Source organism: Neorhizobium sp. BETTINA12A (assembly GCF_023006485.1).
Taxonomy (GTDB): Bacteria; Pseudomonadota; Alphaproteobacteria; order Rhizobiales; family Rhizobiaceae; genus Neorhizobium.
Genome location: NZ_JALBGW010000003.1, coordinates 70,779 through 96,191, shown reverse-complemented (window position 1 = coordinate 96,191; position 25,413 = coordinate 70,779). Strand labels below are relative to the sequence as shown.

Here is a 25,413-nt window from a genome sequence, read left to right as displayed (position 1 = left end):
GCGAACTTCCGATGCCGGTTACCGCTTGGTGCGCTGCAACGGATGCACGAGCCGGCGCATCTGGACCATCGCCATGGGAGTGGAGAGGCTGGACGCGTCGGTCTCCAGTGTCAGCTCGTCGCCGCCGCGCTTGGCTGTGCGCGCCAAGACCTCGAAAACGCTCGCGGTAGCCAGCTGCAGCGCCTTTTCCTCGTCCATGCCGGCAAGGATCCGCCCCAGGAACAGGGCTCCCAACAGGTCCCCCAACCCGTTTGGCGGATTGTCTATCAGCCGGTGTTCGGCAAGCAGCGCGTGTTTGCCCGTCAGGTAAAGATTGCCGGTACCGCCCGCCATCATCGGCACGGCCGAAGTCACCAGGATGCGCGGCGGCCCGAGCGCGATTGCGGCATCCATGATATCGTTGTTGGTTTCAAGCGGCGCGCCGGAAAGCCAGGCGAGTTCGTAACGGTTCGGGGTGGCGATCGTTGCCAGCGGAATGAGTTCGTCGCGGATCGCCTCTGCCGTCGGCTGCGGGATATAGAGACCGCCGAGATCGCCCATGACGGGATCGCAGACATAGAGAAGGTCCGGGTTTTTCTCCTTCAGCGCCCTTATCAGCCGCGCCACCGAACGCGGCTGGGCGGCGTTGCCGAAATAACCGGTCAGCACCGCCTTCACTTCTCCGAGCCATGGCGCGCGAATAAGATCGTCTATAGCCTTGTCGAAATCTGATTCGGGAAAGGTCAGCCGCGTGGAAGGTCCGTGACCGGGATGCCAGGGGAGGACGACGGTCGGCATTGCCCAGACGGGGAACCCCAGCGTCTCGAGCGCGAAGACGGCGGCACGATTGCCGACCGAGCCGCGCACGACATGGCTGGAGATGACGAGGACGGCACTGCTGGTATCCTGCATGAGATCGGTTTCCGGCTACGATGGCCCTGTTGATCGTTTCTTCGCCGCCGCATGTCAACAAGGCTTCACGGAAGAATGAAACGTGTAGTGTCGCTTGACATGGATCAGCCACGTTGCCGCGTGATGACACAAAGCTAATTTATTCCGTCCGGGCACGGAAAAGGGGAGAGGGACATGGCCGTCAGGCAAAATCCGAAACGGGAAAAACAGATCGAAAGCGCACGCAAGATCGTTGCTGCGAGCAAGGGGCCGCATCTCGACCCGCTCATCCTGTTCGCCCGGGCCAGCACTGACGACCTCGAAAGCTATACGCCGGAAATGCTGGCGCTTTCCGCCAATCATGCAGCCGAGCGGCTGATGGCCTGGACCCGGATTCGGGCCGATATCACGGTCGAGCCGATCGCCGGCGTCGCACCGGACGGAATTCCGGTCTCGGTGCTGACCGTCGTCGATCGCAACATGCCCTTCCTGTTCGACTCGGTCATGGGCGAAGTGACCGCGACCCACCGCGATCTTACCATGGCGGTCCATCCGATCCTGGTCGTGGAGCCCGGCAAGGACCCGGCGCTCCGCTCCAACGAGCAGCCCAGTAATCCCGCTCATCACGTAAGCCTTATCCAGATCCATCTGTCGCCGCTCAACGAGGAACAGGCGGCTTCGCTCACCGAGCGTATCCGCTACATTCTCGATCAGGTTCATCTGTCGATCACCGACTGGGGCTCCATGCTGGAAGTCTTGGACGGCGCCGCCAAGCAGCTCAACAACTCGACGAGCCGCCGCAAGGCCGACCGCGACGAGGCGCTCGCCTTCCTGGACTGGCTGCGCGACGACAACTTCACCTTCCTCGGCATGCGCGAATACGTCTATTCCGGCAAGGGCACTGAGGCCAAGGTCGAACGCGGCAAGGGCCGCGGTCTCGGCATCCTCTCCGATCCGGATGTTCTGGTGCTGCGCCAGGGCAAGGACGCGGTGACGACGACGCCGGAAATTCTGGAATTCCTCGACGGGCCCGATTTCCTGATCGTCACCAAGGCGAACGTGAAATCCGTGGTGCACCGCCGCGCCTATATGGATTATGTCGGCGTCAAGCGCTTCGACGAACAGGGCGAAGTTGTCGGCGAACTTCGTGTCGTCGGCCTTTTTACGGCAACCGCCTATACCCACTCCGTCCGCGACATCCCTCTCCTGCGTGCCAAGACCGGCCGGGTCGAAGAGCAGTTCGGCTTCGACCCCGACAGCCATTCCGGCCGAATGTTGGAAAACACGCTCGAATCCTATCCGCGCGACGACCTTTTCCAGATCGATGTCGATCTGCTCGCGCGCTTCTGCGAGCAGATCATGGCATTGAGCGAGCGTCCGCGCGTCCGGGTCCTGCCGCGCATCGACCATTTCGACCGTTTTGTCTCGGTGATCGTCTACGTGCCCCGCGAGGACTATAATTCCCTCGTCCGCGAGAAGGTCGGTGACTACCTGACCAAGGTCTATGATGGCCACGTCTCTGCCTATTATCCGGCTTTCCCGGAGGGCGGCGTCGCCCGCGTCCACATGATCATCGGCAGGCGCGGCGGCAAGACCCCGAGGATAGCGCAAGCCAAGCTCGAGGAAGCGATCCGGCTCATCGCCACGCCCTGGGAAGACCGCTTCGCAGCGCTTGCGGAGAAGGGGCCGCGGCTCACCGTCACCCAGGCCTTCCAGGAAGCCTTCTCGCCCGAGGAAACCTTCGCCGACCTGCCCGACATCGCCGCCTGCGCCGCCGGCGAAACGATCCGCATCGCCTTCTATCGCCGCCCGGGCGACCCCGCCAACACCGTGTCGCTGAAGATCTTCCACAAGGACCGGCATCTGTCGCTCTCCCGGCGTGTGCCGCTCCTCGAAAATCTCGGGTTCCACGCCGTCAGCGAGCAGACGTTCGAAATCCAGGCGGGGCCGGAAAACGACCGCAGCCAAGTCGTCCTCCACGACATGGAACTGCAGCTCGGCGATGGGCGTGAAGTCGACCTGTCGCGTGAAGGCTTGGCTCTGGAGGAGGCCTTCCTCTCAGCCTTCGAAGGCCTGATCGACAATGACGGCTTCAACCGGCTGGTTCTGCTGGCCGGCCTGTCAGCTCGCGAAGTCACGGTGCTGCGTGCATATTCCCGTTATCTGCGGCAGACCGGCATCGTTTATTCGCAGGCTTATATCGGCGATACGCTGGTGAAATACCCGGCCATATCCGCCGCCATCTTCCGCCTCTTCCGCGATGGTTTCGACCCCAAGATCACTGAGAAGGCCCGCGTCAAGAAACTCACCGACCATCATGCGGAGATTGAGGAAGCGCTCGGCAACGTGCCTAACCTCGACGAGGACCGCACGCTTCGTCGTTTCGTCAATGCGGTCGATGCGACGCTCAGGACCAACTACTTCCAGCGCGACCCCAACGGGGCTCCATACCGGATGTTCGCCTTCAAGCTCGATCCGAAGCTGCTGGACGGCCTGCCGGAGCCCCGGCCCTTCCGTGAAATCTTCGTCTACGGCACCGAGGTCGAAGGCGTGCATCTGCGCTTCGGCAAGGTCGCCCGCGGCGGGCTGCGCTGGTCGGACCGCGGCGAGGATTACCGCACCGAAATCCTCGGCCTCGTGAAGGCACAGCAGGTCAAGAACGCCGTCATCGTGCCGGTTGGTGCCAAGGGCGGCTTCTTCCCGAAGATGCTGCCGCCGGCAAGCGCGCGCGACGCATTCTTCAATGCCGGCCGGGAAGCCTACAAGACCTTCATCCGCACCCTTTTGTCGATCACCGACAATATCGTCGGCGCCGACATCGTCGGGCCGCCGGACACGATCCGCCTCGATGGCGACGACCCCTATTTCGTGGTTGCCGCCGACAAGGGTACGGCGACCTTCTCCGACACCGCCAACGGCCTGGCGCAGGAAGCCGGCTTCTGGCTGGACGATGCCTTCGCCTCCGGCGGTTCGGTCGGTTACGACCACAAGAAGATGGGCATCACCGCCCGCGGCGCCTGGGAAGCCGTGAAACGGCATTTCCGCGAGAAGGACATCGACATCCAGACGACGCCATTCACGGTCGCCGGGGTCGGCGACATGTCCGGCGACGTCTTCGGCAACGGCATGCTGCTGTCGCGCAAAATCCGCCTCATCGCCGCCTTCGACCACCGTGATATCGTCATCGATCCAGATCCGGATATCGAAAAGTCATTCGCGGAACGCGAACGCATGTTCGCCCTGCCGCGATCGAGCTGGCAGGATTACGACAAATCGACCCTTTCCGAAGGGGCGATGGTCATTTCCCGCTCGGAGAAGTCGGTAAAGCTCACCAGGCAGGCAGCGGCCGCGATCGGCATCGACAAGGCGACCGCAACGCCTTTCGAGATCATGACCGCGATCCTGAAGAGCCCGGTCGACCTTCTCTGGTTCGGCGGCATCGGCACCTATGTCAAGGCGGCCTCCGAGACCGATACGGAAGTCGGCGATCGCGCCAATGACCCGATCCGCATCACCGCGGCTGAAGTGCGCGCCAGCGTCATCGGCGAAGGCGCCAATCTCGGCATGACCCAGAAGGGCCGTATCGCCTACTCCCTGAATGGCGGGCGCTGCAATTCGGATGCGATCGACAATTCCGCCGGCGTCAACTGCTCCGACGTCGAGGTCAACATCAAGATCGCCCTCAATTCGGCCATGCAGGACGGCCGCCTGACCCGCGACAAACGCAACCAGCTTCTCGCCTCGATGACCGAGGAAGTCGGCCACTTGGTTCTGCGCAACAACTATCTGCAGCCGCTGTCGATCTCGCTGACCGAACGCAAGGGTACCGGCAACCGCGAAGAGCTTTCACGGCTGATGTCCGTGCTGGAATCGCAAGGCCAGCTCAATCGCAAGGTCGAAACTCTGCCCGATGATGCGGAGCTTGCGGAGCGTTATTCCTCCGGCAGACCGCTGACCCGTCCGGAAATCGGCGTGTTGCTCTCCTATTCGAAGATCGTTCTCTTCGATGCCCTGCTCGACAGCAGCCTGCCGGACGACCCCTATTTCTCGGCTGTCCTGAAGGCCTATTTCCCGGCCAGGATGCAGAAGGCTTATGCGGCGGACATCCAGTCCCACCGCCTGCATCGCGAAATCGTCGCCACCACGCTCGCCAACGAGGCGATCAACCGCGGCGGCCCGGGTTTCATACAGCAGATGAGCGATATGACCGGCGCTACGGCGGCGAATGTCGTCAAGGCTGCCTTCCTTGCCCGCGACGGCTTCGAACTTCCCAAGCTCTGGGCCGAGATCGATGCGCTGGATGGAAAAATCCCCGGCCAGCTGCAGAACGATCTCTACGCCCGCACCACCGAGACCTTCGCGGAAGCGACCCGCCTCATCCTGCAGACGCAGGTCGGCAGCGGTGATGTGGACGGCGCGATGAGCCGCCTCAAGGCCGCGATCAAGGGGCTGCGCTCGTCGCTCGCGGGCGAAGATTTCGTGGAAACCGCAGCCCGCGCCTCGGAACTCGAAGCGCAGGGCATACCGGCATCGCTTGCCCGTGAAATCCTGTTGCTGTCGACGCTGGTCTTGGTGCCGGAGATCATGCTGATCGCCGACCGTACCGGCGAAACCATGGCGCGCGCCACCGAGAGCTATTTCACTGTTACCGAAACTTTCCGCATCAATCGGCTGATCGGCGCAGGCGAACGCATCAGCACCTCGGAACACTATGAGAGCCTGGCGCTCTCCCGCAGCCTGCAGCAGCTCGCCTCGGCGCGCCGCGACATCGTCATCGCCGCGATGACTGCCCATCCGAAGGAGAAAAAGCCGCTGGAAGCCTGGGTCGGCGGCGATCGGGTGCGAGTGAACCGCATCGGCGCCGAACTGGTGACCTTGAGCGAAAGCGGTGAACTGACGCTTCCGAAGATCACCGTCGCGGCCGGTCTCCTCAGCGATCTTGCGCACGGTCGGGCGATGTAGGACAACGGACCGAACTGGCTGATCCGGGGGAAAAATGGCCATTATTGATGTGGACGATGCGCCGGTGAGAACGAGCCGGCGCGGCATCTGGGGCTGGATGTTCTTCGATTGGGCAGCCCAGCCGTTTTTTACCGTCGTCACCACCTTCATCTTCGGTCCCTATTTCGTTGCGCGGCTGACCGAGGATCCCGTCTCGGCGCAGGCGGCCTGGAGCAACATGGCGACGATCTCGTCGCTGGTCATCGCCGTCTTCTCCCCGGTCCTCGGCTCGATCGCCGATCAGGCCGGTCCGCGGAAACCCTGGATCGCCTTTTTTGCGGTGATCAAGATCGTTTGTGTTTCGGCCCTCTGGTTCGCGGCACCCGGTTCGCCGATCATCTGGCCGATGATCTTCATGATCTTCGCGTCGATCGCCGCGGAATTCTCGACCGTCTTCAACGATTCGATGATGCCGCGGCTGGTCTCCAAGGACGATGTCGGCCGCATTTCCAACGTCGCCTGGGGGCTCGGTTATCTCGGCGGCATGATCGTACTGATCGCCGTCGTGGCGCTGCTCGCCGCCAATCCCGAAAGCGGCAAAACGCTGATCGGCATCCCCCCGCTTTTTGGCCTCGACCCGCATCTCGGCGAAGACGCGCGCATCACCGGGCCGATCTCGGCCTTCTGGTATTTTCTCTTTATCCTGCCGATGTTCTTCTTCACGCCCGATGCCAAGAAAGGTCTGCCGCTCGCCGCGGCGGTCCGCTCCGGCATAAGGGAGCTCAGCGGCACGCTGCGGGATCTGAGGCAGCGCACCGGCATCACGAAATTCCTGGTTGCCCGCATGCTCTACCAGGACGGCGTCAACGGCCTGCTGATCCTCGGCGGCACGTTCGCAGCCGGCATGTTCGGCTGGGCGACGATCGAGATCGGCATCTACGGCATCATCCTGAACGTCGTGGCGATCTTCGGCTGCATCGTCGCCGGCTGGCTCGACCGCCTGCTCGGCTCGAAGATCGTCGTGATCATCAGCCTCGTTCTGTTGCTGGTGGCCACCCTCGGCATCATTTCCACCGGCCCCGGCTTCGTCTTTTTCGGCCTTCTGCCGCTTTCGGCAGAGGACAGCGGCGGCTTGTTCGGCACCGCAGCCGAAAAAGCCTATATCCTGTTTGGATTGCTGATCGGCCTCGCCTTCGGCCCCGTCCAGGCCTCATCGCGATCCTATCTCGCCCGCAGCGTCAGCCTTTCTGAGACCGGCCGCTATTTCGGCATCTACGCTCTCTCCGGCCGCGCGACGAGCTTTCTCGCCACCCTGTTCTTTTCGGTGATGACCTATGCCAGCGGCTCTGCCCGGCTCGGCATGGCAACGCTGCTGATCTTCCTCGTGGCAGGGCTGGTGCTGCTGTTTGCGACGCCTTATCCGGCGAACAGGAAGTAGAAACGGATAACTATTCGGTCGAGACGTGGGTCCTCGGGTCAAGCCCGAGGATGACGGAGCGCGTGGGGATCTAGCAGAGAAAAACGGAACGTCACAGCTTGCTCAAATCTCTCTTCGAGCAAGCCGGAAACACCTCTCCGCCGTCATCCTCGGGCTTGACCCGAGGATCCACGCCACACCCTCAGAGCTGACATCCAACGACATCAATGCCGGAAATGCCGCATTCCGGTAAACACCATCGCCACGCCATGTTCGTCGGCAGCGGCAATCACCTCGTCGTCGCGCATCGAGCCGCCCGGCTGGATGACGGCGGTGGCGCCGGCAGCAATGGCGGAAAGCAGGCCGTCCGCAAACGGGAAGAACGCTTCCGAGGCAACGGCGGAACCCTTGGTCATCGGTTCGGCCCAGCCCATCGCCTTTGCCGCTTCTTTCGCCTTGATGCCGGCGATGCGGGCGGAATCGATGCGGCTCATCTGGCCGGCGCCGATGCCGGCCGTCTGACCGTTCTTGGCGTAAACGACCGCATTCGACTTCACGTGCTTGGCGACCTTGAAGGCGAACTTCATGTCTTCGAGTTCGGTCAGCGTCGGAGCGCGCTTGGTGACGACGCGCAGGTCGATATCCTCGACCATGCCGTTGTCGCGAGTCTGGACCAGCAGGCCACCCGAAACGGTCTTCGCCGTTAGCCCGCGCGAGCGCGGGTCCGGCAGGCCGCCGGTCACCAGCAGACGCAGGTTCTTCTTGGCGGCGATGATCGCCTGGGCCTCGTCGGAAACTTCCGGGGCGATGATGACTTCCGTGAACAGCTTGACGATCTCTTCGGCCGTCTCGGCGTCCAAAAGCTGGTTGACCGCGATGATGCCGCCGAAGGCCGAGGTGGAATCGCAGGCGAGTGCCCGCAGATAAGCTTCCTTGAGGCTTGGGCCGGTCGCCACGCCGCAGGGGTTGGCGTGCTTGATGATCGCGCAGGCCGGCGCCTTTTCGGGCGAGAACTCGGCAATCAGCTCGAAAGCGCCGTCGGTGTCGTTGATATTGTTGTAGGAGAGCTGCTTGCCCTGCAGCAGTTTTGCGGTCGCGACACCGGGGCGGTTTTCACCGGTCACGTAGAAGCCGGCGCTCTGGTGCGGGTTCTCGCCATAACGCATCTCTTCCTTCAGCACCCCGCCGATCGTCCGGTAGCGGGGAATTTCGATGTCAAGCGCTTCCGCAAACCAGTTCGAGATCGCCGTGTCGTAGGCGGCGGTGCGGGCATAGGCCTTGGCGGCGAGCTTCTGGCGGAAGGCATAGACCGTCTGCCCGTCATTCGAACGCAGTGCCTCGATGAGGGCAGGATAATCGGAAGGATCGGTAACGGTGGTCACATAGGCATGGTTCTTGGCCGACGCGCGGATCATCGCCGGGCCGCCGATATCGATATTTTCGACGGTCGTCGGGTAGTCGCCGCCGGCGGCGCGGACTTCCTCGAACGGGTAGAGGTTGATGACGGCAAGATCGATGCCCTCGATGCCGTGTTCCTTCATCGCCGCGACGTGTTCCGCATCGTCGCGGATCGCCAGCAGGCCACCATGTACCGTCGGATGCAGCGTCTTCACCCGGCCATCCATGATTTCCGGAAAACCGGTGACTTCCGATACGTCCGTCACGGCGAGACCGGCGGCAGCGATCGCCTTATGGGTGCCACCGGTCGACAGCAGCTTCACGCCCTGCTCGGTGAGCGCCTGGGCAAGCTCGATGATACCGGTCTTGTCGGAGACCGAGAGCAGTGCGGTGCGAATCCTGATGCGATCGGGAGCGGGGATTTTCTTGGAAACGACGGCCATCGGTCTCTCCTGGAAACGCGCCGCGGGACCCGGCGCAAAGGTAAGATCGCCGCCCGTTAGCACAGCTTGGCAGAAGAAGAAACGGCCTATTCGCCGCGCCTCAGCATCCAGCGTATTTCCGAGGTCTCCGGCGGAGAAAACTCGATGACCAGCTGCTGACTCGGCCGCACCCCGGAGACGTCCGCAAAGAAGATATCTTCATCGATCATTACCTGAAGCCCCGGTGCCGCAAAGATCCAGGTCTCACCATCCGGCGCGCGCATGGTGACGCTCTCCTCGTCCCGCCGCGAAAGGTTGATGACGGGATGGATGTGGAAACGCGCCACCGCTAGGAGAGCCTCGTTATCGGGCGCCTCGCCCTCGGGCAGGAAAAGCCGGTCATGTCCCTTGATCTTGTTGCCCTTCGCATTGAGGCCGATTTCACGCTCGTGGAAATAACCTAACTGATGGACATAACCGTCATGGCTGGCGCGCAGCCAGTCATTGCCATGCATGTCGTCCCAGCGCTCCACCTCCACCTCCGAAACGCCGCCGAGCAGCATGGAACCTGCGAAGCGGGACCGGATGATGCGGCTGGACGATGTCTCATTGAGCGTCACCGTCGAATGGGCGGGGGTCGAGCGGGCCATGTGCCGGTAGTTCCGTCCTGCATATTTCGGCGAGCCGCAATTGACGATGAAACGATGCCGACCGGCCGACATCTCGAAGGAAAGACAACCCGCATGCGCGCCGCGGGAAAGACCCGGAGAAAGCGGACGGCCGGTATCGACGATCAGCGTCGTGCCGTCCGCCGAGAGGCGATGATAGTTCATGTGCGGCAGCGCCTTGAACGGCTTGCCGGCGGTCTCGTCGTAGCGCAGCACCGACATCAGCTCGCTCGCCGGCGTCGAGCTCGCACCGTTGAAAAGCGCCAGATCCCCGTCCTGATGGCGAAAGAAGCGCAGCGCCGGATACATTCGGTCGATCGTGGGGATGAGTTTTTGCGGCAGGTCGTGGCCGAGATTGATATAGGTCTGGCGAAGCGGCAGGAGATCAATCAGTAGGTCGAGCACCGCACGTGGATTGCGGGACACATGCCCGCCATCGGCAAGGATCTGACGTTCCAGCTCCCGATCCAGCCGTCTGCCCTCACGACGGATATAGGCAGCCCGCGTCGGCATCGAGATCGAGGCCATGGCAAGCGCGATCCTGAGCCTCAGCCGCGTATCGCCCTCCGGCGTGCAGCCGGCTATCTTTCTCAGATAACGGACCTGGTAGGCGAGGCTTTTCATGAAACGGCGGTAGAAGCCGGCCTCTGCGCCCTGCAGCACCACCGTCGAATGGGAAAGCCAGGCGATCACCCGTTCCGCCGCGACATGCGCCTCCCAGGCAATGCCTTGCGGATCTCGGCCATAAAGCGCGATCCAGTCGGCGACCACCTGACGGGCGCCGGCACAGGCGGCTTCCGTCTTGTTGGTGCGGATATGACGCAGCCAGGCAAACGAATGCAGCCGCTCCGCCGCCGCCCGGGACGGCAGCTCGACGGAGAACGGCGATTGGCCATAGGTTTCGAGTATCCGTCCCGCGAGCGGGAACCGACCTTCCAGGATTTCCTCCGCCACGAACGGGTCGAGCGCCCGCAGATCCGTCGGCGCGACAATCAGCCGATCCGGCACCTGCATGGAAAACGAGGTCACGGCCAAGCGGAATCCGGCGGAACGCCGGCAAAGGCGCCGCCAGATTTCCCGCAAGCCGAAGGACAAAAGCCTCCGGCGATCCGCGAGCCGCATCTTCAATCTGGACACTCCGCAGGAATCAGCCTCCGCCCCGCCGGCGGGAATCAACTATTAGATTGTTCGAAAGTATCGGTCCGTATGGTGAAGAAAGCCTTACCGGACCTGGAGCACGCTTGCGAAGAAGCCATCCATGCCGCCCACAAAATTTTCGCGGGCGGGCAGCATCGCAGGCGTGGTGCGAAATTCGCCGAGCGGCGAGATCGCCCCTTCCAGCCCCGGCCAGTCCTCAGGATTGACGGCCACCCGTTTCAATTCGGGATGGTCCTTGAGCACGCGCACGACCAGTTCCTCCCCCTCCAGCGAATCGAGCGAGCAATTGGAGAAAACGATAGTGCCGCCCGGTTTCACCAGCGTGACGGCGTGGCGCAGCATCTTTTCCTGGAGGGCTGCGAGCTTCGCCACATCCTCCGGTCCCTTGGTCCAGAGCACGTCCGGATGCCGGCGCGTCGTGCCGGTCGAGGAGCAGGGCGCGTCCAGCAGCACGCCGTCCAGCAACTCTGCCGGCTTGAATTCGAAAAGGTCGCCGCCGACCAGCTCCGCCTCGTAACCGAGCCGCCCAAGATTTTCCTTGAGCCGTGCCAACCGGTTGACGGATTGCTCGACCGCGATCACCTCCGCACCGGCCGCAATCAGCTGCGCAGTCTTGCCACCGGGCGCCGCGCAGAGATCTGCGACCTTCTTGCCCTTCAGATCGCCGAACAGCTTTGCCGGAATGCTGGCTGCAACATCCTGCACCCACCAGACACCCTCATCGAACCCTTCGAGCGCGGAAACCGCACCATCGAAGGCCGTCAGGCGAATGCTGCCGGTCGGCAGAACCGTACCGCCGAGCTTTTCCGCCCAGGCGGCTGGATCGGATTTGACCGTCAGGTCGATAGCTGCCGGAACAAGCTGGGCCTCGGCGATACGATCCGCCTCCGCCTCGCCATAGAGGGCGACCAAGCGCTTGCGGAACCATGCCGGTACCGGGGAAATCGTTGCGGTCGCGGCAAGGATCTCGTCCTTTTCCCGGTCCATCCGGCGCAGGACCGCATTCACCAGCTTGGCGAAACGGCGGTTGCGCGGATCACGGTTGGCCTGTTCGACCGCAAGGTCGACGGCCGCATGCGGCGGCACGTCGAGATGCAGGATCTGCGCGGCAGCGATCACTAGCACATGGTGAAGCGCCCGAGCGCCTTCCGGCAGCGGCGTGTCGATCAGCGACGCGATCGCCGCCTCGATGCGCGGCAGATGACGAAGCGCTGTATTGAGAATGGCGCGTGTCAGCGCCCGGTCGGCATCGCTGAGCGCCCGATAGGCCGGATTGCCGTGGACGAGGTCGAGCATGCCGTCGAGCGAAATCTTGCGATCGATGACAGCCGCCAGCAACTTGGCGGCCGTGACACGAACTTCGAAGCCCGCCTTGAAGGGGCCGCTTTCGCGCTCCGAGTGAGCCGGTCTCCTGCGCTGTTCGGCTGGTTTGCCCGATGGCTTGTATGGCTTCTTGTTCTTCTTGTCTTCGTTCAAGACCAGGGACCTTTACGCGGTTCATCCGAGCCGCGGCCCCAACCGGTATTCGGAACGGAGCGCGCGGTGCGCTGCGGTCTATCAGCCTGGAACCCGGCCGTCGAGGCACCGTTGCGGAACTCACCGGCCATCTGCTGAAGCGCGGCGATACGGTTCCCGGTGTCCGGGTGAGTCGAGAACAGGTTGTCCATGCGCTCGCCCGACAGCGGGTTGATGATGAACATATGCGCCGTCGCCGGATTGCGTTCGGCTTCGTAGTTCGGGATCTGATGCGCCGCACCGGCGATCTTGCCGAGTGCGGAGGCAAGCCACAGCGGATTGCCGCAGATCTCGGCGCCGCGACGGTCGGCCGAATATTCGCGCGTCCGGCTGATCGCCATCTGCACCAGCATCGCCGCGAACGGAGCGACGATCATCGCCACCAGCACGCCGACGAAACCGAGCGGATTGTTGTTTTCGCGATTGCCGCCGAAGAAAAAGGCGAAATTGCCGAGCATCGAAATCGCGCCGGCAAGCGTCGCGGTGATCGTCATGGTCAGCGTATCGCGGTTCTGGATATGCGCGAGCTCATGCGCCATCACGCCCGCCACTTCCTCGTGCGTCAGCCGCTGCATCAGCCCGGTGGAAGCCGCAACGGCGGCGTTCTGCGGGTTGCGGCCGGTCGCAAAGGCGTTCGGCTGCGGATTGTCGTAGACATAGACTTTTGGCATCGGCAGGCCGGCATTGGCCGAAAGATCGCGGATCATGTTGTAGAATTCCGGCGCACTGCGCGCATCCACTTCCTGCGCATGATAGGCCGAAAGCACCATCTTGTCGGAATTCCAGTAGGAAAACAGGTTCATGCCGGCAGCGATCACCAGCGCGATCATCATGCCGCCCGTGCCGCCGATCAGGAAGCCGATCCCCATGAACAGGGCCGTCATGAAGGCCAGAAGCATGGCGGTGCGCATTACATTCATCGTCATCTCTCCCGTTGCCGATATCGCCCAAAGGCCTTTAAAGGGTTTTCCCCCAGGCGCGAACGCCTTATGATGTGGTCAATTCACCCAGAGTTTTCAATAATCCACCCGGCGAAGCCCAAGATGCAGAACGCAGATAACGACAATTCGGAAACCGCCCCGGAAGAGGAAGCTCCCAGGAAACCGCTTACTCCAGCTGCCGAGCGTGCCCTCAAGGAAGCCGAGGAACGCCGCCAGGCAGCGGCCAAGGCCGAACTGCCCGAAGAATTCGGCGGCCGCGGCGGCGCCGACCCCGCCCGCTTCGGCGACTGGGAGATCAACGGCCGGGCGATCGATTTCTAAGTAAATACTGGCACTGTTATCTTTGATGTTCAGCCAAGAGAATCGGGTATACTAAAGCTCCCGGCTAGGCTCCGAGAACAACCGCGGACCGTGTCCTTCTCTTCTCAATGCCAGTTAGCCTTTCCATCAAGCTCTCGGTTTCTCACTACATGGCCAAGCGTCACTACACAATATTTTGCGACGAATCTGCCAAGAAAGGTCGCTATTTTTCAAATTTCTATGGCGGTGCGCTTCTTAAATCGGAAGATCGTCAGGCGATAGAGGCCCACCTGAGGGCTAAGCAGGCAGAACTGAATATATCAGGAGAGATGAAGTGGACGAAAATAACTAAAAACTATCAAGAGAAATACATTGAATACATTAGGTTGTATTTTGATTTCGTCCGCACCGGGCGGATTAAGTTAAGGATAATGTTTACCCATAACTATCGTCGCGCTAAAAATCTTACCGATGACCATCACGAAAATCAATACTTTATACTTTATTACCAAATGTTAAAGCACGCTTTCGGTCTACAATACTCTAATCCAAATTTTATCGACAGAATTTATGTATCGACATTGTTGGATGAAATACCAGACACTAAGGAAAAACTTGAAAAATTCAGAAATTTTATAGCAGGAATAGAGAACACCGTGCAATATAGGGGAAAAGGAATCTATTTCCTTAAGGATCAGATCGGCGATGTAAATTCACACGATCACGCCATATTGCAGGGCTTGGATATCATCCTTGGCTCAATCTACTTCAGGCTAAATGATCTCCATAAAGAGAAGCCGGAAGGTCAGCGCATTCGCGCAAAGCGGACTATCGCGAAAGAGAATGTTTATAACGAAATCAACAGACAAATTAGGTCGATTTATCCCAATTTTAATATCGGGGTAACTACCGGTGCAGCTGACGGGGAGTCAGTCAGATGGACCCACCCATATCGCCACTGGTGCTTCCGACCATCAGACTATGAAATTGATGAAAAAGCGGTGAAGCCCCGCTAGTGCCTACATAAATAATCCTAGTGGAACTAGAACCTTCGGCAAAAGCAGGGCTCACGAATCAGTATAAAGCGACTTTCTTAAAAAGCAATCCGCGGTATTGACTCTAAGAGAATTTATGTTACCGCGCGACCTTTGTATCGAGTCGATCCTGTCAGGGTTCAAGCACCGTTATTTCGTCGTTTGGCAAAGAAGATATTCCTATTGACTTTGACTGAATTCCGGAATTTATTCCTTTCATGATCAAGGTGCATCTAATCCCTATTGTCATCGCCGCCATGTTCGCCACCGAAGCGGAAGCGCGTGACGAAATCCCGGGACCGGTGGCGGCGGAAATCCTGCGGGTCATCGACGGCGATACGCTGCTGGTCGAAGCGCAGCCCTGGCCGCAGCAGAAGATGGAAGTTTATGTGCGTATTCGGGGCATTGACGCGCCGGAGCTGAAATCGAAATGCGAGCGGCTCCGGGAAGCGGGCCTCAATGCCCAACGGGCGCTCGAAGCGCTGACCGCCCAATCACATAAAATTCAGCTCACCCATATTTCCGGCGATAAATATTTCGGTCGCATCGTCGCTGACGTCGTGCTCTCCGATGGCCGCAGCGCCGGCGGCGACCTGCTGCTCGCGGGCCTCGTGCAGCCCTATGACGGCGGACGCAAGCCGCGCGAGGTCTGCGACACAGACTGAAAAGGCCGCCCGGTTTCCCGAGCGGCCTTTAAGTTCAATCAGCCCGCTTTGTTCTGGCGGTTGGCGATCAGATCGTCCACCACGCCCGGATCAGCGAGCGTCGAGATATCCCCCAGCGAGCCAAAGTCGTCCTCGGCGATCTTGCGCAGGATGCGGCGCATGATCTTGCCGGAGCGGGTTTTTGGCAGGCCGGGCGCGAACTGGATCTTGTCGGGTTGCGCGATCGGGCCGATTTCCTGGCGGACATGCTTCACCAGTTCCTGGCGCAGCGCGTCGCTGCCTTCGTGGCCGGACATCAGGGTCACGTAGCAATAGATGCCCTGGCCCTTGATATTGTGCGGATAACCGACGACCGCCGCTTCCGACACGAGATTGTGTGAGACGAGCGCCGATTCCACTTCCGCCGTGCCGAGCCGGTGACCGGAGACGTTCAGCACGTCGTCGACGCGGCCGGTAATCCAGTAATAACCGTCCTCGTCTCGCCGGCAGCCGTCACCGGTGAAATATTTCCCCTTGTAGGTGGAGAAATAGGCTTGGATGAAGCGGTCGTGGTCGCCGTAGAGCGTGCGCATCATGCCCGGCCACGCGTCGGTGATGCAGAGATTGCCGTCGGCCGCGCCTTCCAGCACCTTGCCCTCGTTATCCACCAGTTCGGGCTTCACGCCGAAGAACGGTTTGGTGGCCGAACCCGGCTTCAGGTCGGTGGCACCCGGCAGCGGGGTGATCATGTGGCCGCCGGTTTCCGTCTGCCACCAGGTATCGACGACCGGGCAGCGCTTGTCGCCGACCACGTTGTAATACCATTCCCAGGCTTCCGGGTTGATCGGTTCGCCGACCGTGCCAAGCAGGCGCAGGCTTGTCCGCGAGGAGCGTTTCACGAACTCGTCGCCGGCACCCATCAGCGAACGGATCGCCGTCGGCGCGGTGTAGAAGATGTTGACCTTGTGCTTGTCGATGATTTCCCAGAAACGGCCTTGATCGGGGAAGTTCGGCACGCCTTCGAACATCAGCGAGGTGGCGCAGTTCGCCAGCGGCCCGTAGACGATGTAGGAATGGCCGGTCACCCAGCCCACATCCGCCGTGCACCAGTAGATGTCGCCGTCATGGTAGTCGAACGTATATTCGTGGGTCATCGCCGCGAAGACGAGGTAACCGCCGGTCGTGTGCAGCACGCCCTTCGGCTTTCCGGTCGAGCCCGAAGTGTAGAGGATGAACAGCGGATCTTCCGCCTTCATCTTCGCCGGCTCGCAGTGCTCCTTCACGGTGGCGATTTCCTGGTGGTACCAGAGGTCGCGGCCAGACGCCCAGCCGGTCTTGCCGCCAGTGCGGCGCACCACCACGACCTTGTTGACGATCACGTGCTGGCGGGCCGCGATGTGGATCGCCGTATCGGTATTGTCCTTGAGCGGCACCGGCTTGCCACCGCGGACGCCCTCGTCGCAGGTGATCACGAAGGTAGACTGGCAGTCGATGATACGTCCGGCCAGCGCTTCCGGCGAAAACCCGCCAAACACGACCGAATGTACCGCGCCGATACGGGCGCAGGCGAGCATCGCATAGGCCGCTTCGGGGATCATCGGCATGTAGATGGTGACGCGGTCGCCCTTCTTGACGCCGTGTTTCTTCAAGACGTTGGCCAGCCGGCAGACCTGATCGTAAAGCTGGTTATAGGTGATCTTCTTGTCGATATAGGGGTTGTCGCCCTCCCAGATCAGCGCGGTGCGCTCACCATGGGTCTTCAGGTGCCGGTCGATGCAGTTGTAGGAAACGTTGGTCAGACCGTCCTCGAACCATTTGATCGAGACCTTACCCTTGAAGGAGGTGTTCTTGACCTTGGTATAGGGCTTGAACCAGTCGATGCGCCTTCCATGCTTGCCCCAGAACTTGTCCGGGTCCTCAACGCTCTCCTCGTACCACTTCTCGTATTTATCCTTGTCGATGAGCGCCTTCGCTTTGGCAGACTTGAGGACCGGGTAGACTTTTTCTGACATGAACACCTCCCTGAATTGGCACGCATGACGACGCATCGAGCCGTCAGCGATATGTGCCGCATTCATAACAGGTGAGGCAAGGGCGGCAATTAGACAAACGGTTCATCTCGGTGCGACGATCTCGCTTCAAAGATTTGCAATTCTGTACCAATTCGATTATAGGGCGGTAAATTCCCGGAAATTGTGGTTGATACCCACGGCCCGCGACACCGGCGCGGACGGACAGAGGACCTATACCCATGGCTCAACAATTGCTCATGCCGAAGGCGACCGCTGTATGGCTGGTCGACAATACCGCGCTTTCCTTCGAACAGATCGCCAATTTCTGCAAGCTCCACCCGCTCGAGGTGAAAGCCATTGCGGATGGCGAAGCGGCGCAGGGCATCAAGGGCCTCGACCCGATCGCAACAGGCCAGCTTTCGCGCGATGAAATCGAGCGCGGCGAAAAGGACATCAACCACAAGCTGAAGCTGTCCGAGCCGAAGGTTCGCGTGCCGGAATCGAAGCGCCGCGGCCCGCGCTATACGCCGGTCTCCAAGCGCCAGGATCGCCCGAACGCCATTCTCTGGCTGGTTCGCAACCATCCGGAACTGAAAGACGCGCAAATCTCCCGCCTCGTCGGCACCACCAAGTCGACGATCGAGCAGATCCGCGAGCGCACCCACTGGAACTCGACCAACCTGACGCCGATGGATCCGGTGACGCTTGGCCTCTGCAGCCAGATCGACCTCGACCTCGAAGTCGAACGCGCTTCCAAGGGTCGTCCGCTGCCGACCGCCGCCGAACTCGGCGCTTCCCTGCAGCCGGCGAGCGAAACCGAAAACCTCGGTTTCAATTATCGCAACGAGCGCGAGGAAGAGAAGGAAAAGGAGATCGACGCGGACGCCGTTTTTGCCAAGCTCTCGTCGCTCAAGTCCACCCGTCGCGACGACGACGAGGAAGACGACCGCTTCTGATCGAACCATTTCGATTGCATGAAAAAGCCCCGGAGACGATCCAGGGCTTTTTTCGTTCAGGCGCTCTGTTTCAGGCCACTGCCCTCGCGGGCATAACCGTTCGCCTTCAGGATCGCGGTGATCTCGTCCAGCACCGCTGCATCCTCGATCGTCGCCGGCATTTTCCACGGCATGTCGTCGGCAATCTTCTGCATCGTGCCGCGCAGGATCTTGCCCGATCGGGTCTTCGGCAGCTTATGAACCACCATCACCGTCTTGAACGCCGCCACCGGGCCGATCTCGTTGCGCACCAGCTCGGCCACTTCTCTCGCAATATCAGTGATTTCCCGTGAAACATGGTTCTTCAGCACCATGAAGCCGCAGGGGATCTGCCCCTTGGTGGCATCATGGACGCCGATTACCGCGCATTCTGCGACATCGGGATGTTTGGCGCAGACTTCCTCCATTGCCCCGGTCGAAAGCCGATGGCCGGCGCAGTTGATGATGTCATCGGTGCGCGCCATCACGAAGATATAACCGTCCTCGTCCATCACCCCGGCATCGGCCGTCTTGTAATACCCCGGGAACTCGTCAAGGCAAGCCTCGCGGAACCGCTGGTCGGCATTCCAGAAGCTGACGAGGCAGCCGGGCGGCAGCGGCAGCTTGATGACAATATTGCCGAGCGTCCCGCGCGGCACCGGATGGCCGGCATCGTCCAGCACGTCGAGCGCATAACCGGGCATCGGCCGCGTCGGCGAACCGTGCTTGACCGGCATCAGACCGAGCCCGACCGTGTTGGCGGCTACAGGCCAGCCCGTCTCCGTCTGCCACCAGTGATCGATCACCGGGATCTTAAGCTTCTGCTCGGCCCATTTCAGTGTTTCCGAATCGGCCCGCTCGCCGGCGAGGAACAGGGCGCGCATCCCGGTCAGATCGTATTTTTCGACCAGTTCGCCCTCCGGATCGTCACGGCGGATCGCCCGAAAAGCCGTCGGCGCCGTGAACAGCACTTTCACGTCGTGATCGCTGACGACCCGCCAGAACGTGCCGGCATCCGGCGTGCCGACCGGCTTGCCCTCAAAGATCACGCTTGTATTGCCGGCGAGCAGCGGTCCGTAGACGATATAGGAATGGCCGACCACCCAACCGATATCGGATGCCGTCCAGAACACCTCCCCCGGCTTGACGCCAAAGATGTTCTCCATGCTCCAATGCAGCGCCACCATGTGCCCGCCATTGTCGCGCACGACGCCCTTCGGCTGGCCGGTCGTCCCGGACGTATAGAGGATGTAGAGCGGATCGGTCGCCTTGACCGCCACGCATGGTACGTCCCTGCCCCGCGTCTTCTCCACCGCCTCCGAGAAATCCAGCTCTCCCCGCTCCGACCACAGCTCCACCTGGAGCTGTTCGCGCTGGAGTATGAGGCAATGTTCGGGTTTTACGCGGGCAAGCTCGATCGCCTGGTCGAGCAGCGGCTTATAGGCAACGGTGCGACCGGGTTCGAGGCCGCAGCTCGCGCTGATCACCAGTTTCGCTTCCGAATCGTTCAGTCGCGCCGCCAGCTCCTGCGCCGCAAAGCCGCCGAACACCACCGAATGCACCGCCCCGAGCCGAGCGCAGGCCAGCATCGAAAATATCGCCTCCGGCACCATCGGCATGTAGATGACGACCCGATCGCCTTTCTCGATGCCGAGATCCCGCATCACAGCGGCGATCGCCGTTACCTCCTCGAGCACCTCGGCATAGGTGAAGCTCTTCTGCCTTCCCGTCATGGCGCTGTCGTGGATGAAGGCGCGCTGTTCGCCACGCCCTGCGGCCACATGCCGGTCGAGGCAGTTGTGGCAGGTGTTGGTCTCCCCGCCGGTGAACCAGCGGCCATAGACCCCTTCGTCCCTGTCGAAGATTTTCTCCGGTTCCTTGAACCAGTCGATGGCGGCGGACGCGCCTCTCCAGAACCCTTCTGGATCCTTTTGCCAGCCTTCATAAACGTCGAAATAGCGGCTTTGCATCTGCACCTCCCGTCACATGAGCACAGCCCGGAATGGTCAATCTAGGGTGCGGGCGAGGTGCGGGAAAGCCCGACGAAAGCGCTAGGTGCTTGGCGAAAGCCTGTTTTCAGCGCGAGCCGAAGATGGCCGAGCCGACGCGTACGCTGGTCGCCCCGAATTCGACCGCCGTCTCGAAATCGCCGGACATCCCCATGGAGAGCTTTTCGACGCCGCATTCCTTGGCAAGCTTGGCCAGCAGTGCAAAATGCGGCCCCGGATTTTCCTCAGCCGGCGGAATGCACATCAGCCCCTCGATCGAAAGCCCTAGCTCCTTACGGCAGAACTCTACGAAGGCAACGGCCTGCTTCGGCTCGATCCCCGCTTTCTGCGGTTCAAGCCCGGTATTGACCTGCACATAGCATTTTGGCGCTTTGCCCTGCTTGTTGATCTCGTTGGCAAGCGCGCGGGCGATCTTTTCCCTGTCCACCGTCTCGATGGCATCGAATAGCGCCACGGCGTCGGCCGCCTTGTTGGATTGCAGCGGCCCGATCAGATGCAGCTCGATTTCAGGCGTCTCAGACTTCAGTTCCGGCCACTTGTCCTGGCTTTCCTGCACGCGGTTCTCGCCGAATACCCGCTGTCCCGCGGCGATTGCTGGCCGAATGTCCTGCGCTTCGAACGTTTTCGAAACCGCCACAAGCGTCACCGACCCCACCGGCCGCTTCGACAGGCGCTCCGCCCTGTCGATCCGTGCCTTCACATCCTGCAGCCGTTCTTCGACGTTCATGGCCTCTACCTTCCGCTTTTCTTGCAAGCTCAGCGCTTAGTCCTCATATAAGGCTCTGCCAAGGGTGTTTCGCCCTGAACTTGGCCTTTCCCACCCCTGTAAAACTTGACGCTTGCCGGGTTTCATGGTGAAGGTCTCGCCCGACTCTTGATCTTATTTTCCCGGAATATCATTGAAATGGCGACTGAACGTTACAATCCGCGCGATGCCGAGCCCCGTTGGCAGCAGACCTGGAACGATGCCAAGGTTTTCGAGACCGACAACAGCGATCCGCGCGAAAAATATTACGTTCTGGAGATGTTTCCCTATCCGTCGGGCCGCATCCACATGGGCCACGTGCGCAACTATGCCATGGGCGACGTGGTGGCCCGCTACAAGCGCGCCCGCGGCTTCAACGTCCTGCATCCGATGGGCTGGGACGCTTTCGGCATGCCGGCTGAAAACGCCGCCCGCGACAACAAGGTGCATCCGAAGACCTGGACCTACCAGAACATCGAATCCATGAAGGCGCAGCTGAAGGCCATGGGCCTGTCGCTCGACTGGTCACGCGAGTTCGCCACCTGTGACGTCGAATATTACCAGCAGCAGCAGCACCTCTTCCTCGACATGATGGAAAAGGGGCTGGTTTATCGCAAGCAGTCCAAGGTCAACTGGGATCCGGTCGACCAGACGGTTCTGGCCAACGAGCAGGTTATCGACGGCCGCGGCTGGCGCTCGGGTGCGCTGGTGGAGCAGCGCGATCTGGTGCAGTGGTTCTTCAAGATCACCGATTTCAGCCAGGATCTGTTGGACTCGCTCGATGCGCTCGACCAGTGGCCTGAAAAGGTCCGGCTGATGCAGAAGAACTGGATCGGCCGATCCGAGGGCCTGACGGTTCGCTGGGAAATCGTCAGCTCGACGGCACCCGCCGGCGAAAGCGAAGTCGTGGTCTACACGACCCGTCCCGACACGCTGTTCGGTGCTTCGTTCCTGGCCATCGCCGCCGACCATCCGCTGGCCAAGGCCGCAGCTGCGCAGAATCCGGCTATCGAAGCTTTCGCCGAGGAATGCCGCCATCACGGGACCTCGCTCGCAGCGCTGGAAACGGCCGAGAAGAAGGGCATCGATACTGGCGTCCGCGTCAGGCACCCGCTCGATCCCTCCTGGGAACTGCCGGTCTATGTCGCGAACTTCGTGCTGATGGATTATGGTACGGGCGCCATCTTCGGCTGCCCGTCCGGTGACCAGCGCGACCTGGATTTCGCTCGCAAATATGGTCTGCCCGTCGTACCGGTCGTCATGCCGGAGGACGCCGACGCCGCGACCTTCGAGGTCGGCGACACCGCTTACGTCGATGACGGCGTGATGATCAATTCGCGCTTCCTCGACGGCAAGACGACCGATGAAGCCTTCGAGATCGTTGCAAACCGGCTGTCGGAAACGATTGTCGGCAACATGCCGCAGGGTGAGCGCAAGGTGAATTTCCGCCTGCGCGACTGGGGCATCTCGCGCCAGCGCTACTGGGGCTGCCCGATCCCAGTCATCCATTGCGATGACTGCGGCGTCGTGCCGGTGCCGAAAGCGGACCTGCCGGTCAAGCTGCCGGACGACGTGACTTTCGACCTGCCGGGCAACCCGCTCGACCGCCATCCGACCTGGCGCCATGTCGCCTGCCCGCAATGCGGCAAGCAGGCCCGCCGCGAGACGGACACGATGGACACGTTCGTCGATTCGAGCTGGTATTTCACCCGCTTCACGGCGCCCTGGGAGAAGGATCCGACCGATCCGACTGTGGCCAACCGCTGGCTGCCGGTTGACCAGTATATCGGCGGCATCGAGCACGCGATCCTGCACCTGCTCTATTCCCGTTTCTTCACCCGCGCCATGCGCGAGACCGGCCATGTCGAGGTCAAGGAGCCCTTCAAGGGCCTCTTCACGCAAGGCATGGTCGTGCACGAAACCTATCGTCGTGGCACCGGCCCCAATGGTGAATGGGTGGCCCCGGCCGATATCCGCATCGAGGAAGTCGATGGCAAGCGCCGTGCCACCATGCTGAAGGGCGGCGAGGAAGTGACGATCGGCTCGATCGAGAAGATGTCGAAATCGAAAAAGAACGTCGTCGATCCGGACGATATCATCGCCTCCTACGGCGCCGATACCGCCCGCTTCTTCGTGCTCTCCGACTCGCCGCCGGACCGAGACGTGATCTGGTCCGAAGCCGGTGTCGAAGGTGCTCACCGCTTCACCCAGCGCCTGTGGCGTCTGATCTCCGAAGCCTCGGAGAACTTGGCTGGTATCGATCCGATGCCGGCTAACGAGGGCGAAGCGCTGGCAATCTCGCAGCTCGCCCACAAGACGCTGAAGGCGGTTCAGGGCGATTACGACAGGCTGTCGTTCAACAAAGCCGTAGCGCGTATCTATGAGCTGGTGAATGCGCTTGCGGCGCCGCTCGGCCGGGTCGCTGCCAGCGAGGGCGATGCTGCCTATCGCGCCGCCGTCCGCAACGCCTCGGAAATTCTGATCCAGCTTGTTGCGCCGATGACACCGCATCTGGCAGAAGAATGCTGGGCGGTTCTCGGCAACAAGGAACTGCTTTCCGTAGCCCCCTGGCCGCAATATGACGAAGCGCTCGTCATCGAGAACGAGATCACACTGCCGGTCCAAATCAACGGCAAGAAGCGCGGCGAATTGACAATCGCGCGCGACGCGGATCAAAGTGCGGTCGAAGCTGCGGTTCTGGCACTGGATACGGTCAAAGCGGCTCTTGAAGGCCGGGCGCCGAAGAAAGTCATCGTCGTCCCACAGAGGATCGTAAACATTGTCGTCTGACCGCTCTCTTCGTCGTTTCGGGTTCATATCTGGCCTGGTAATGTTGACTGTGCTTGCCGGCTGCCAGGTCCGCCCGCTCTATTCCGAGGCTTCCGGTACGGGCGAACGCCTGGCTTCGGTCGGTTTCGAACAACCTCACACCCGCCTCGATCAGGTTGTCCGCAACCATCTCGTTTTCCTGACCTCCGGTGGTGCCGGCGAGTCTGCCCATCCGGCTTACGAAGTGAAGCTGACGACAAAAAGTACCTCCTCGAACATCAGTGAGGACGAGGATAACGATAGCGTCTCTCCGACCGGCGTGCCTGTCCCTGGCCGCGTCCGGGTGGAAGGGATCTACACGATCACCCGCATCAGCGACGGAAAGATCTTGAAGTCCAGCAAGCGTGAAGTGGTATCGCTCATCGATGTCTCGGGTCAGGGTTATGCCTCGCTCCGCGCCGTTCGCGATGCCGAAAACCGCGCTGCAAGAGAGCTCGCTGAATTCATCCGCGCCGAGATCGCCATCGCGCTCGCCCGCGAACCTCAGCCGCAGACGGTATGGCAGAAGTAAAGTCCCACGAATTCGATCGGTTTGCCGAAAAGAGCTCGGATCTTTACAAGATCTTCGTGATCTACGGACCGGATCGCGGCCTTGTCTCAGAGCGGGCAGCACTCATTGCAGGCAGGACAGGCGTCTCGCAGGACGATCCGTTCGCCATGCTCAAGCTCGACGTCTCGGATCTGCAGGGTGACCCCGGGCGGCTTCTCGACGAGGTGAACTCGCTCGGCCTCTTCGGCGGCTCCAAACTCGTATGGCTGCGCGGTGCCGCCAATGAAAAACCCCTTCTCGACGCGATGCAGGCTCTCGTGGATGGTCCGCCGCCGGCCAACATCCTGATTGTCGAAGCGGGAGACCTCAAGAAGGGGAGCGGACTGCGCAAGATCGCGGAACCTTCGCGGTCGATCGCTGTCATTCCCTGTTATGCGGACGACGTGAAGGCGCTGAACGGGCTGATCGATTCGGAACTGGGGAGCGAAGGTCTCAGAATCAGCCAAGGCGCGCGCCAGAGGCTCCTGGAGCTGCTCGGCGGGGATCGCGTAGCCTCCCGTAACGAGATCCGCAAGCTCGCTCTCTATTGCCGTGGTATGGGCATGGTCGAGGAAGAGCATATAGATGGGATTATCGGCGACGCGAGTGCCGTTTCGGCCGACGAGGCCGTCGATGCGATCCTCAGCGGTGACTTGCCGGGCCTGCACCGTGCCATCCAGAAGGTCGTCTCATCGAAGACCCCGGTTTTTCTCGTCCTGCAATCCTGCCTGAAACAATTCCAGCTGCTGGATCTGATGAAGGCGGAAATGGAGGAAAAGAAGCTCCAGACCGCCCAGGTGATGATGACACTCGGCCGGCATATTCACTTCAAGCGCAAACCGCTCATAGAAAAAGCGCTGAGGACATGGAGCTCACCAGCGCTCTCGCGTGAAACGGAAAGGCTGCAAGCCGCAATCCTGATGTCGCGGCAGAGGCAGAGCCTGGAATCCAACATTGCCTTTCACACGCTGATGGCCACGGCCATTCAATCAAGCCGTTGAATTTCC

The 25,413-nt window shown here is 61.1% G+C and carries 17 protein-coding genes; 9 read left to right on the top strand and 8 right to left on the bottom strand.

The genetic code is table 11. The annotated features are described in order from the left end of the window. Positions 1–18: 18 nt before the first annotated feature. Positions 19–891: a pyridoxal kinase PdxY gene (pdxY, locus tag MOV61_RS01985; RefSeq protein ID WP_038547291.1), complete on the bottom strand. Its 873-nt coding sequence runs from the start codon at positions 889–891 to the stop codon at positions 19–21. Between the two features lie 174 nt (positions 892–1,065). On the opposite strand from pdxY, the gene MOV61_RS01980 reads away from it, so the two are divergent. Continuing rightward, complete coding sequence (locus MOV61_RS01980) at positions 1,066–5,832, top strand: NAD-glutamate dehydrogenase (RefSeq protein ID WP_247135343.1); 4,767 nt, start codon at positions 1,066–1,068, stop codon at positions 5,830–5,832. 34 nt (positions 5,833–5,866) lie between these two features. Next, positions 5,867–7,249, top strand: a complete 1,383-nt coding sequence (locus MOV61_RS01975; protein WP_247135342.1) for an MFS transporter — start codon at positions 5,867–5,869, stop codon at positions 7,247–7,249. Positions 7,250–7,452: 203 nt separating this feature from the next. Here MOV61_RS01975 and purH read toward each other — a convergent pair whose 3' ends face one another. The 4 genes from purH to htpX form a co-directional block, all read right to left on the bottom strand. After that, complete coding sequence (purH, locus tag MOV61_RS01970; protein WP_247135341.1) at positions 7,453–9,069, bottom strand: bifunctional phosphoribosylaminoimidazolecarboxamide formyltransferase/IMP cyclohydrolase; 1,617 nt, start codon at positions 9,067–9,069, stop codon at positions 7,453–7,455. Positions 9,070–9,155: 86 nt separating this feature from the next. Next, positions 9,156–10,838: a heparinase II/III family protein gene (locus MOV61_RS01965; RefSeq protein WP_038547302.1), complete on the bottom strand. Its 1,683-nt coding sequence runs from the start codon at positions 10,836–10,838 to the stop codon at positions 9,156–9,158. 99 nt (positions 10,839–10,937) lie between these two features. Continuing rightward, complete coding sequence (locus MOV61_RS01960; protein ID WP_080719243.1) at positions 10,938–12,356, bottom strand: RsmB/NOP family class I SAM-dependent RNA methyltransferase; 1,419 nt, start codon at positions 12,354–12,356, stop codon at positions 10,938–10,940. Next, entirely contained in the window at positions 12,347–13,309 is a 963-nt protein-coding gene (gene htpX, locus MOV61_RS01955) for a zinc metalloprotease HtpX (RefSeq protein WP_038547307.1), read from the bottom strand. The genes MOV61_RS01960 and htpX overlap by 10 nt, the downstream gene beginning before the upstream one ends. Positions 13,310–13,432: 123 nt before the next feature. On the opposite strand from htpX, the gene MOV61_RS01950 reads away from it, so the two are divergent. The 3 genes from MOV61_RS01950 to MOV61_RS01940 all read left to right on the top strand — a co-directional run bounded on the left by MOV61_RS01950 (position 13,433) and on the right by MOV61_RS01940 (position 15,329). Beyond that, positions 13,433–13,651, top strand: coding sequence for a DUF1674 domain-containing protein (locus tag MOV61_RS01950; protein ID WP_038547309.1), 219 nt, complete (start codon positions 13,433–13,435; stop codon positions 13,649–13,651). A 149-nt stretch (positions 13,652–13,800) separates the two neighbouring features. After that, the gene (locus MOV61_RS01945; protein ID WP_247135340.1) at positions 13,801–14,646 is read left to right on the top strand and encodes a DUF3800 domain-containing protein; all 846 of its coding nucleotides are present in this window, start codon (positions 13,801–13,803) and stop codon (positions 14,644–14,646) included. A gap of 236 nt (positions 14,647–14,882) precedes the next feature. Further along, on the top strand, positions 14,883–15,329 hold the full coding sequence (locus MOV61_RS01940) for a thermonuclease family protein (RefSeq protein ID WP_247135339.1): 447 nt from the start codon (positions 14,883–14,885) through the stop codon (positions 15,327–15,329). Between the two features lie 38 nt (positions 15,330–15,367). Here the strand turns inward: MOV61_RS01940 and acs are convergent, their stop codons facing one another. Then, a complete protein-coding gene (gene acs / locus MOV61_RS01935; RefSeq protein WP_247135338.1) occupies positions 15,368–17,320 on the bottom strand; it encodes an acetate--CoA ligase in 1,953 nt (650 codons plus the stop codon). Positions 17,321–17,559: 239 nt separating this feature from the next. On the opposite strand from acs, the gene MOV61_RS01930 reads away from it, so the two are divergent. After that, positions 17,560–18,276 carry a DUF1013 domain-containing protein gene (locus MOV61_RS01930; RefSeq protein WP_038547321.1) on the top strand — a complete coding sequence of 239 codons (717 nt, stop codon included), beginning with the start codon at positions 17,560–17,562 and terminating at the stop codon, positions 18,274–18,276. A gap of 56 nt (positions 18,277–18,332) precedes the next feature. Here the strand turns inward: MOV61_RS01930 and MOV61_RS01925 are convergent, their stop codons facing one another. Beyond that, complete coding sequence (locus MOV61_RS01925) at positions 18,333–20,264, bottom strand: propionyl-CoA synthetase (protein ID WP_247135337.1); 1,932 nt, start codon at positions 20,262–20,264, stop codon at positions 18,333–18,335. A 106-nt stretch (positions 20,265–20,370) separates the two neighbouring features. After that, entirely contained in the window at positions 20,371–21,030 is a 660-nt protein-coding gene (locus MOV61_RS01920; RefSeq protein ID WP_247135336.1) for a YggS family pyridoxal phosphate-dependent enzyme, read from the bottom strand. A gap of 177 nt (positions 21,031–21,207) precedes the next feature. On the opposite strand from MOV61_RS01920, the gene leuS reads away from it, so the two are divergent. From leuS to holA, 3 genes are read left to right on the top strand one after another with little or no spacing between them, the layout of a single operon-like run. Next, complete coding sequence (gene leuS / locus MOV61_RS01915) at positions 21,208–23,838, top strand: leucine--tRNA ligase (RefSeq protein WP_247135335.1); 2,631 nt, start codon at positions 21,208–21,210, stop codon at positions 23,836–23,838. Between the two features lie 40 nt (positions 23,839–23,878). After that, positions 23,879–24,388 (top strand): lipoprotein, encoded by a 510-nt coding sequence (locus MOV61_RS01910; RefSeq protein WP_038547331.1) that lies wholly within the window; start codon positions 23,879–23,881, stop codon positions 24,386–24,388. Then, a complete protein-coding gene (holA, locus tag MOV61_RS01905; protein ID WP_247135334.1) occupies positions 24,376–25,407 on the top strand; it encodes a DNA polymerase III subunit delta in 1,032 nt (343 codons plus the stop codon). Before MOV61_RS01910 ends, holA begins: the two co-directional genes overlap by 13 nt. Positions 25,408–25,413 lie beyond the last annotated feature (6 nt).

Coding starts and splice junctions, on each gene's coding strand:
- pdxY (WP_038547291.1), bottom strand. CDS start 891: ATGCAGGATACCAGCAGTGCCGTCCTCGTCATCTCCAGCCATGTCGTG.
- MOV61_RS01980 (WP_247135343.1), top strand. CDS start 1,066: ATGGCCGTCAGGCAAAATCCGAAACGGGAAAAACAGATCGAAAGCGCA.
- MOV61_RS01975 (WP_247135342.1), top strand. CDS start 5,867: ATGGCCATTATTGATGTGGACGATGCGCCGGTGAGAACGAGCCGGCGC.
- purH (WP_247135341.1), bottom strand. CDS start 9,069: ATGGCCGTCGTTTCCAAGAAAATCCCCGCTCCCGATCGCATCAGGATT.
- MOV61_RS01965 (WP_038547302.1), bottom strand. CDS start 10,838: ATGCGGCTCGCGGATCGCCGGAGGCTTTTGTCCTTCGGCTTGCGGGAA.
- htpX (WP_038547307.1), bottom strand. CDS start 13,309: ATGAATGTAATGCGCACCGCCATGCTTCTGGCCTTCATGACGGCCCTG.
- MOV61_RS01950 (WP_038547309.1), top strand. CDS start 13,433: ATGCAGAACGCAGATAACGACAATTCGGAAACCGCCCCGGAAGAGGAA.
- MOV61_RS01945 (WP_247135340.1), top strand. CDS start 13,801: ATGGCCAAGCGTCACTACACAATATTTTGCGACGAATCTGCCAAGAAA.
- MOV61_RS01940 (WP_247135339.1), top strand. CDS start 14,883: ATGATCAAGGTGCATCTAATCCCTATTGTCATCGCCGCCATGTTCGCC.
- acs (WP_247135338.1), bottom strand. CDS start 17,320: ATGTCAGAAAAAGTCTACCCGGTCCTCAAGTCTGCCAAAGCGAAGGCG.
- MOV61_RS01930 (WP_038547321.1), top strand. CDS start 17,560: ATGGCTCAACAATTGCTCATGCCGAAGGCGACCGCTGTATGGCTGGTC.
- MOV61_RS01925 (WP_247135337.1), bottom strand. CDS start 20,264: ATGCAAAGCCGCTATTTCGACGTTTATGAAGGCTGGCAAAAGGATCCA.
- MOV61_RS01920 (WP_247135336.1), bottom strand. CDS start 21,030: ATGAACGTCGAAGAACGGCTGCAGGATGTGAAGGCACGGATCGACAGG.
- leuS (WP_247135335.1), top strand. CDS start 21,208: ATGGCGACTGAACGTTACAATCCGCGCGATGCCGAGCCCCGTTGGCAG.
- MOV61_RS01910 (WP_038547331.1), top strand. CDS start 23,879: ATGTTGACTGTGCTTGCCGGCTGCCAGGTCCGCCCGCTCTATTCCGAG.
- holA (WP_247135334.1), top strand. CDS start 24,376: ATGGCAGAAGTAAAGTCCCACGAATTCGATCGGTTTGCCGAAAAGAGC.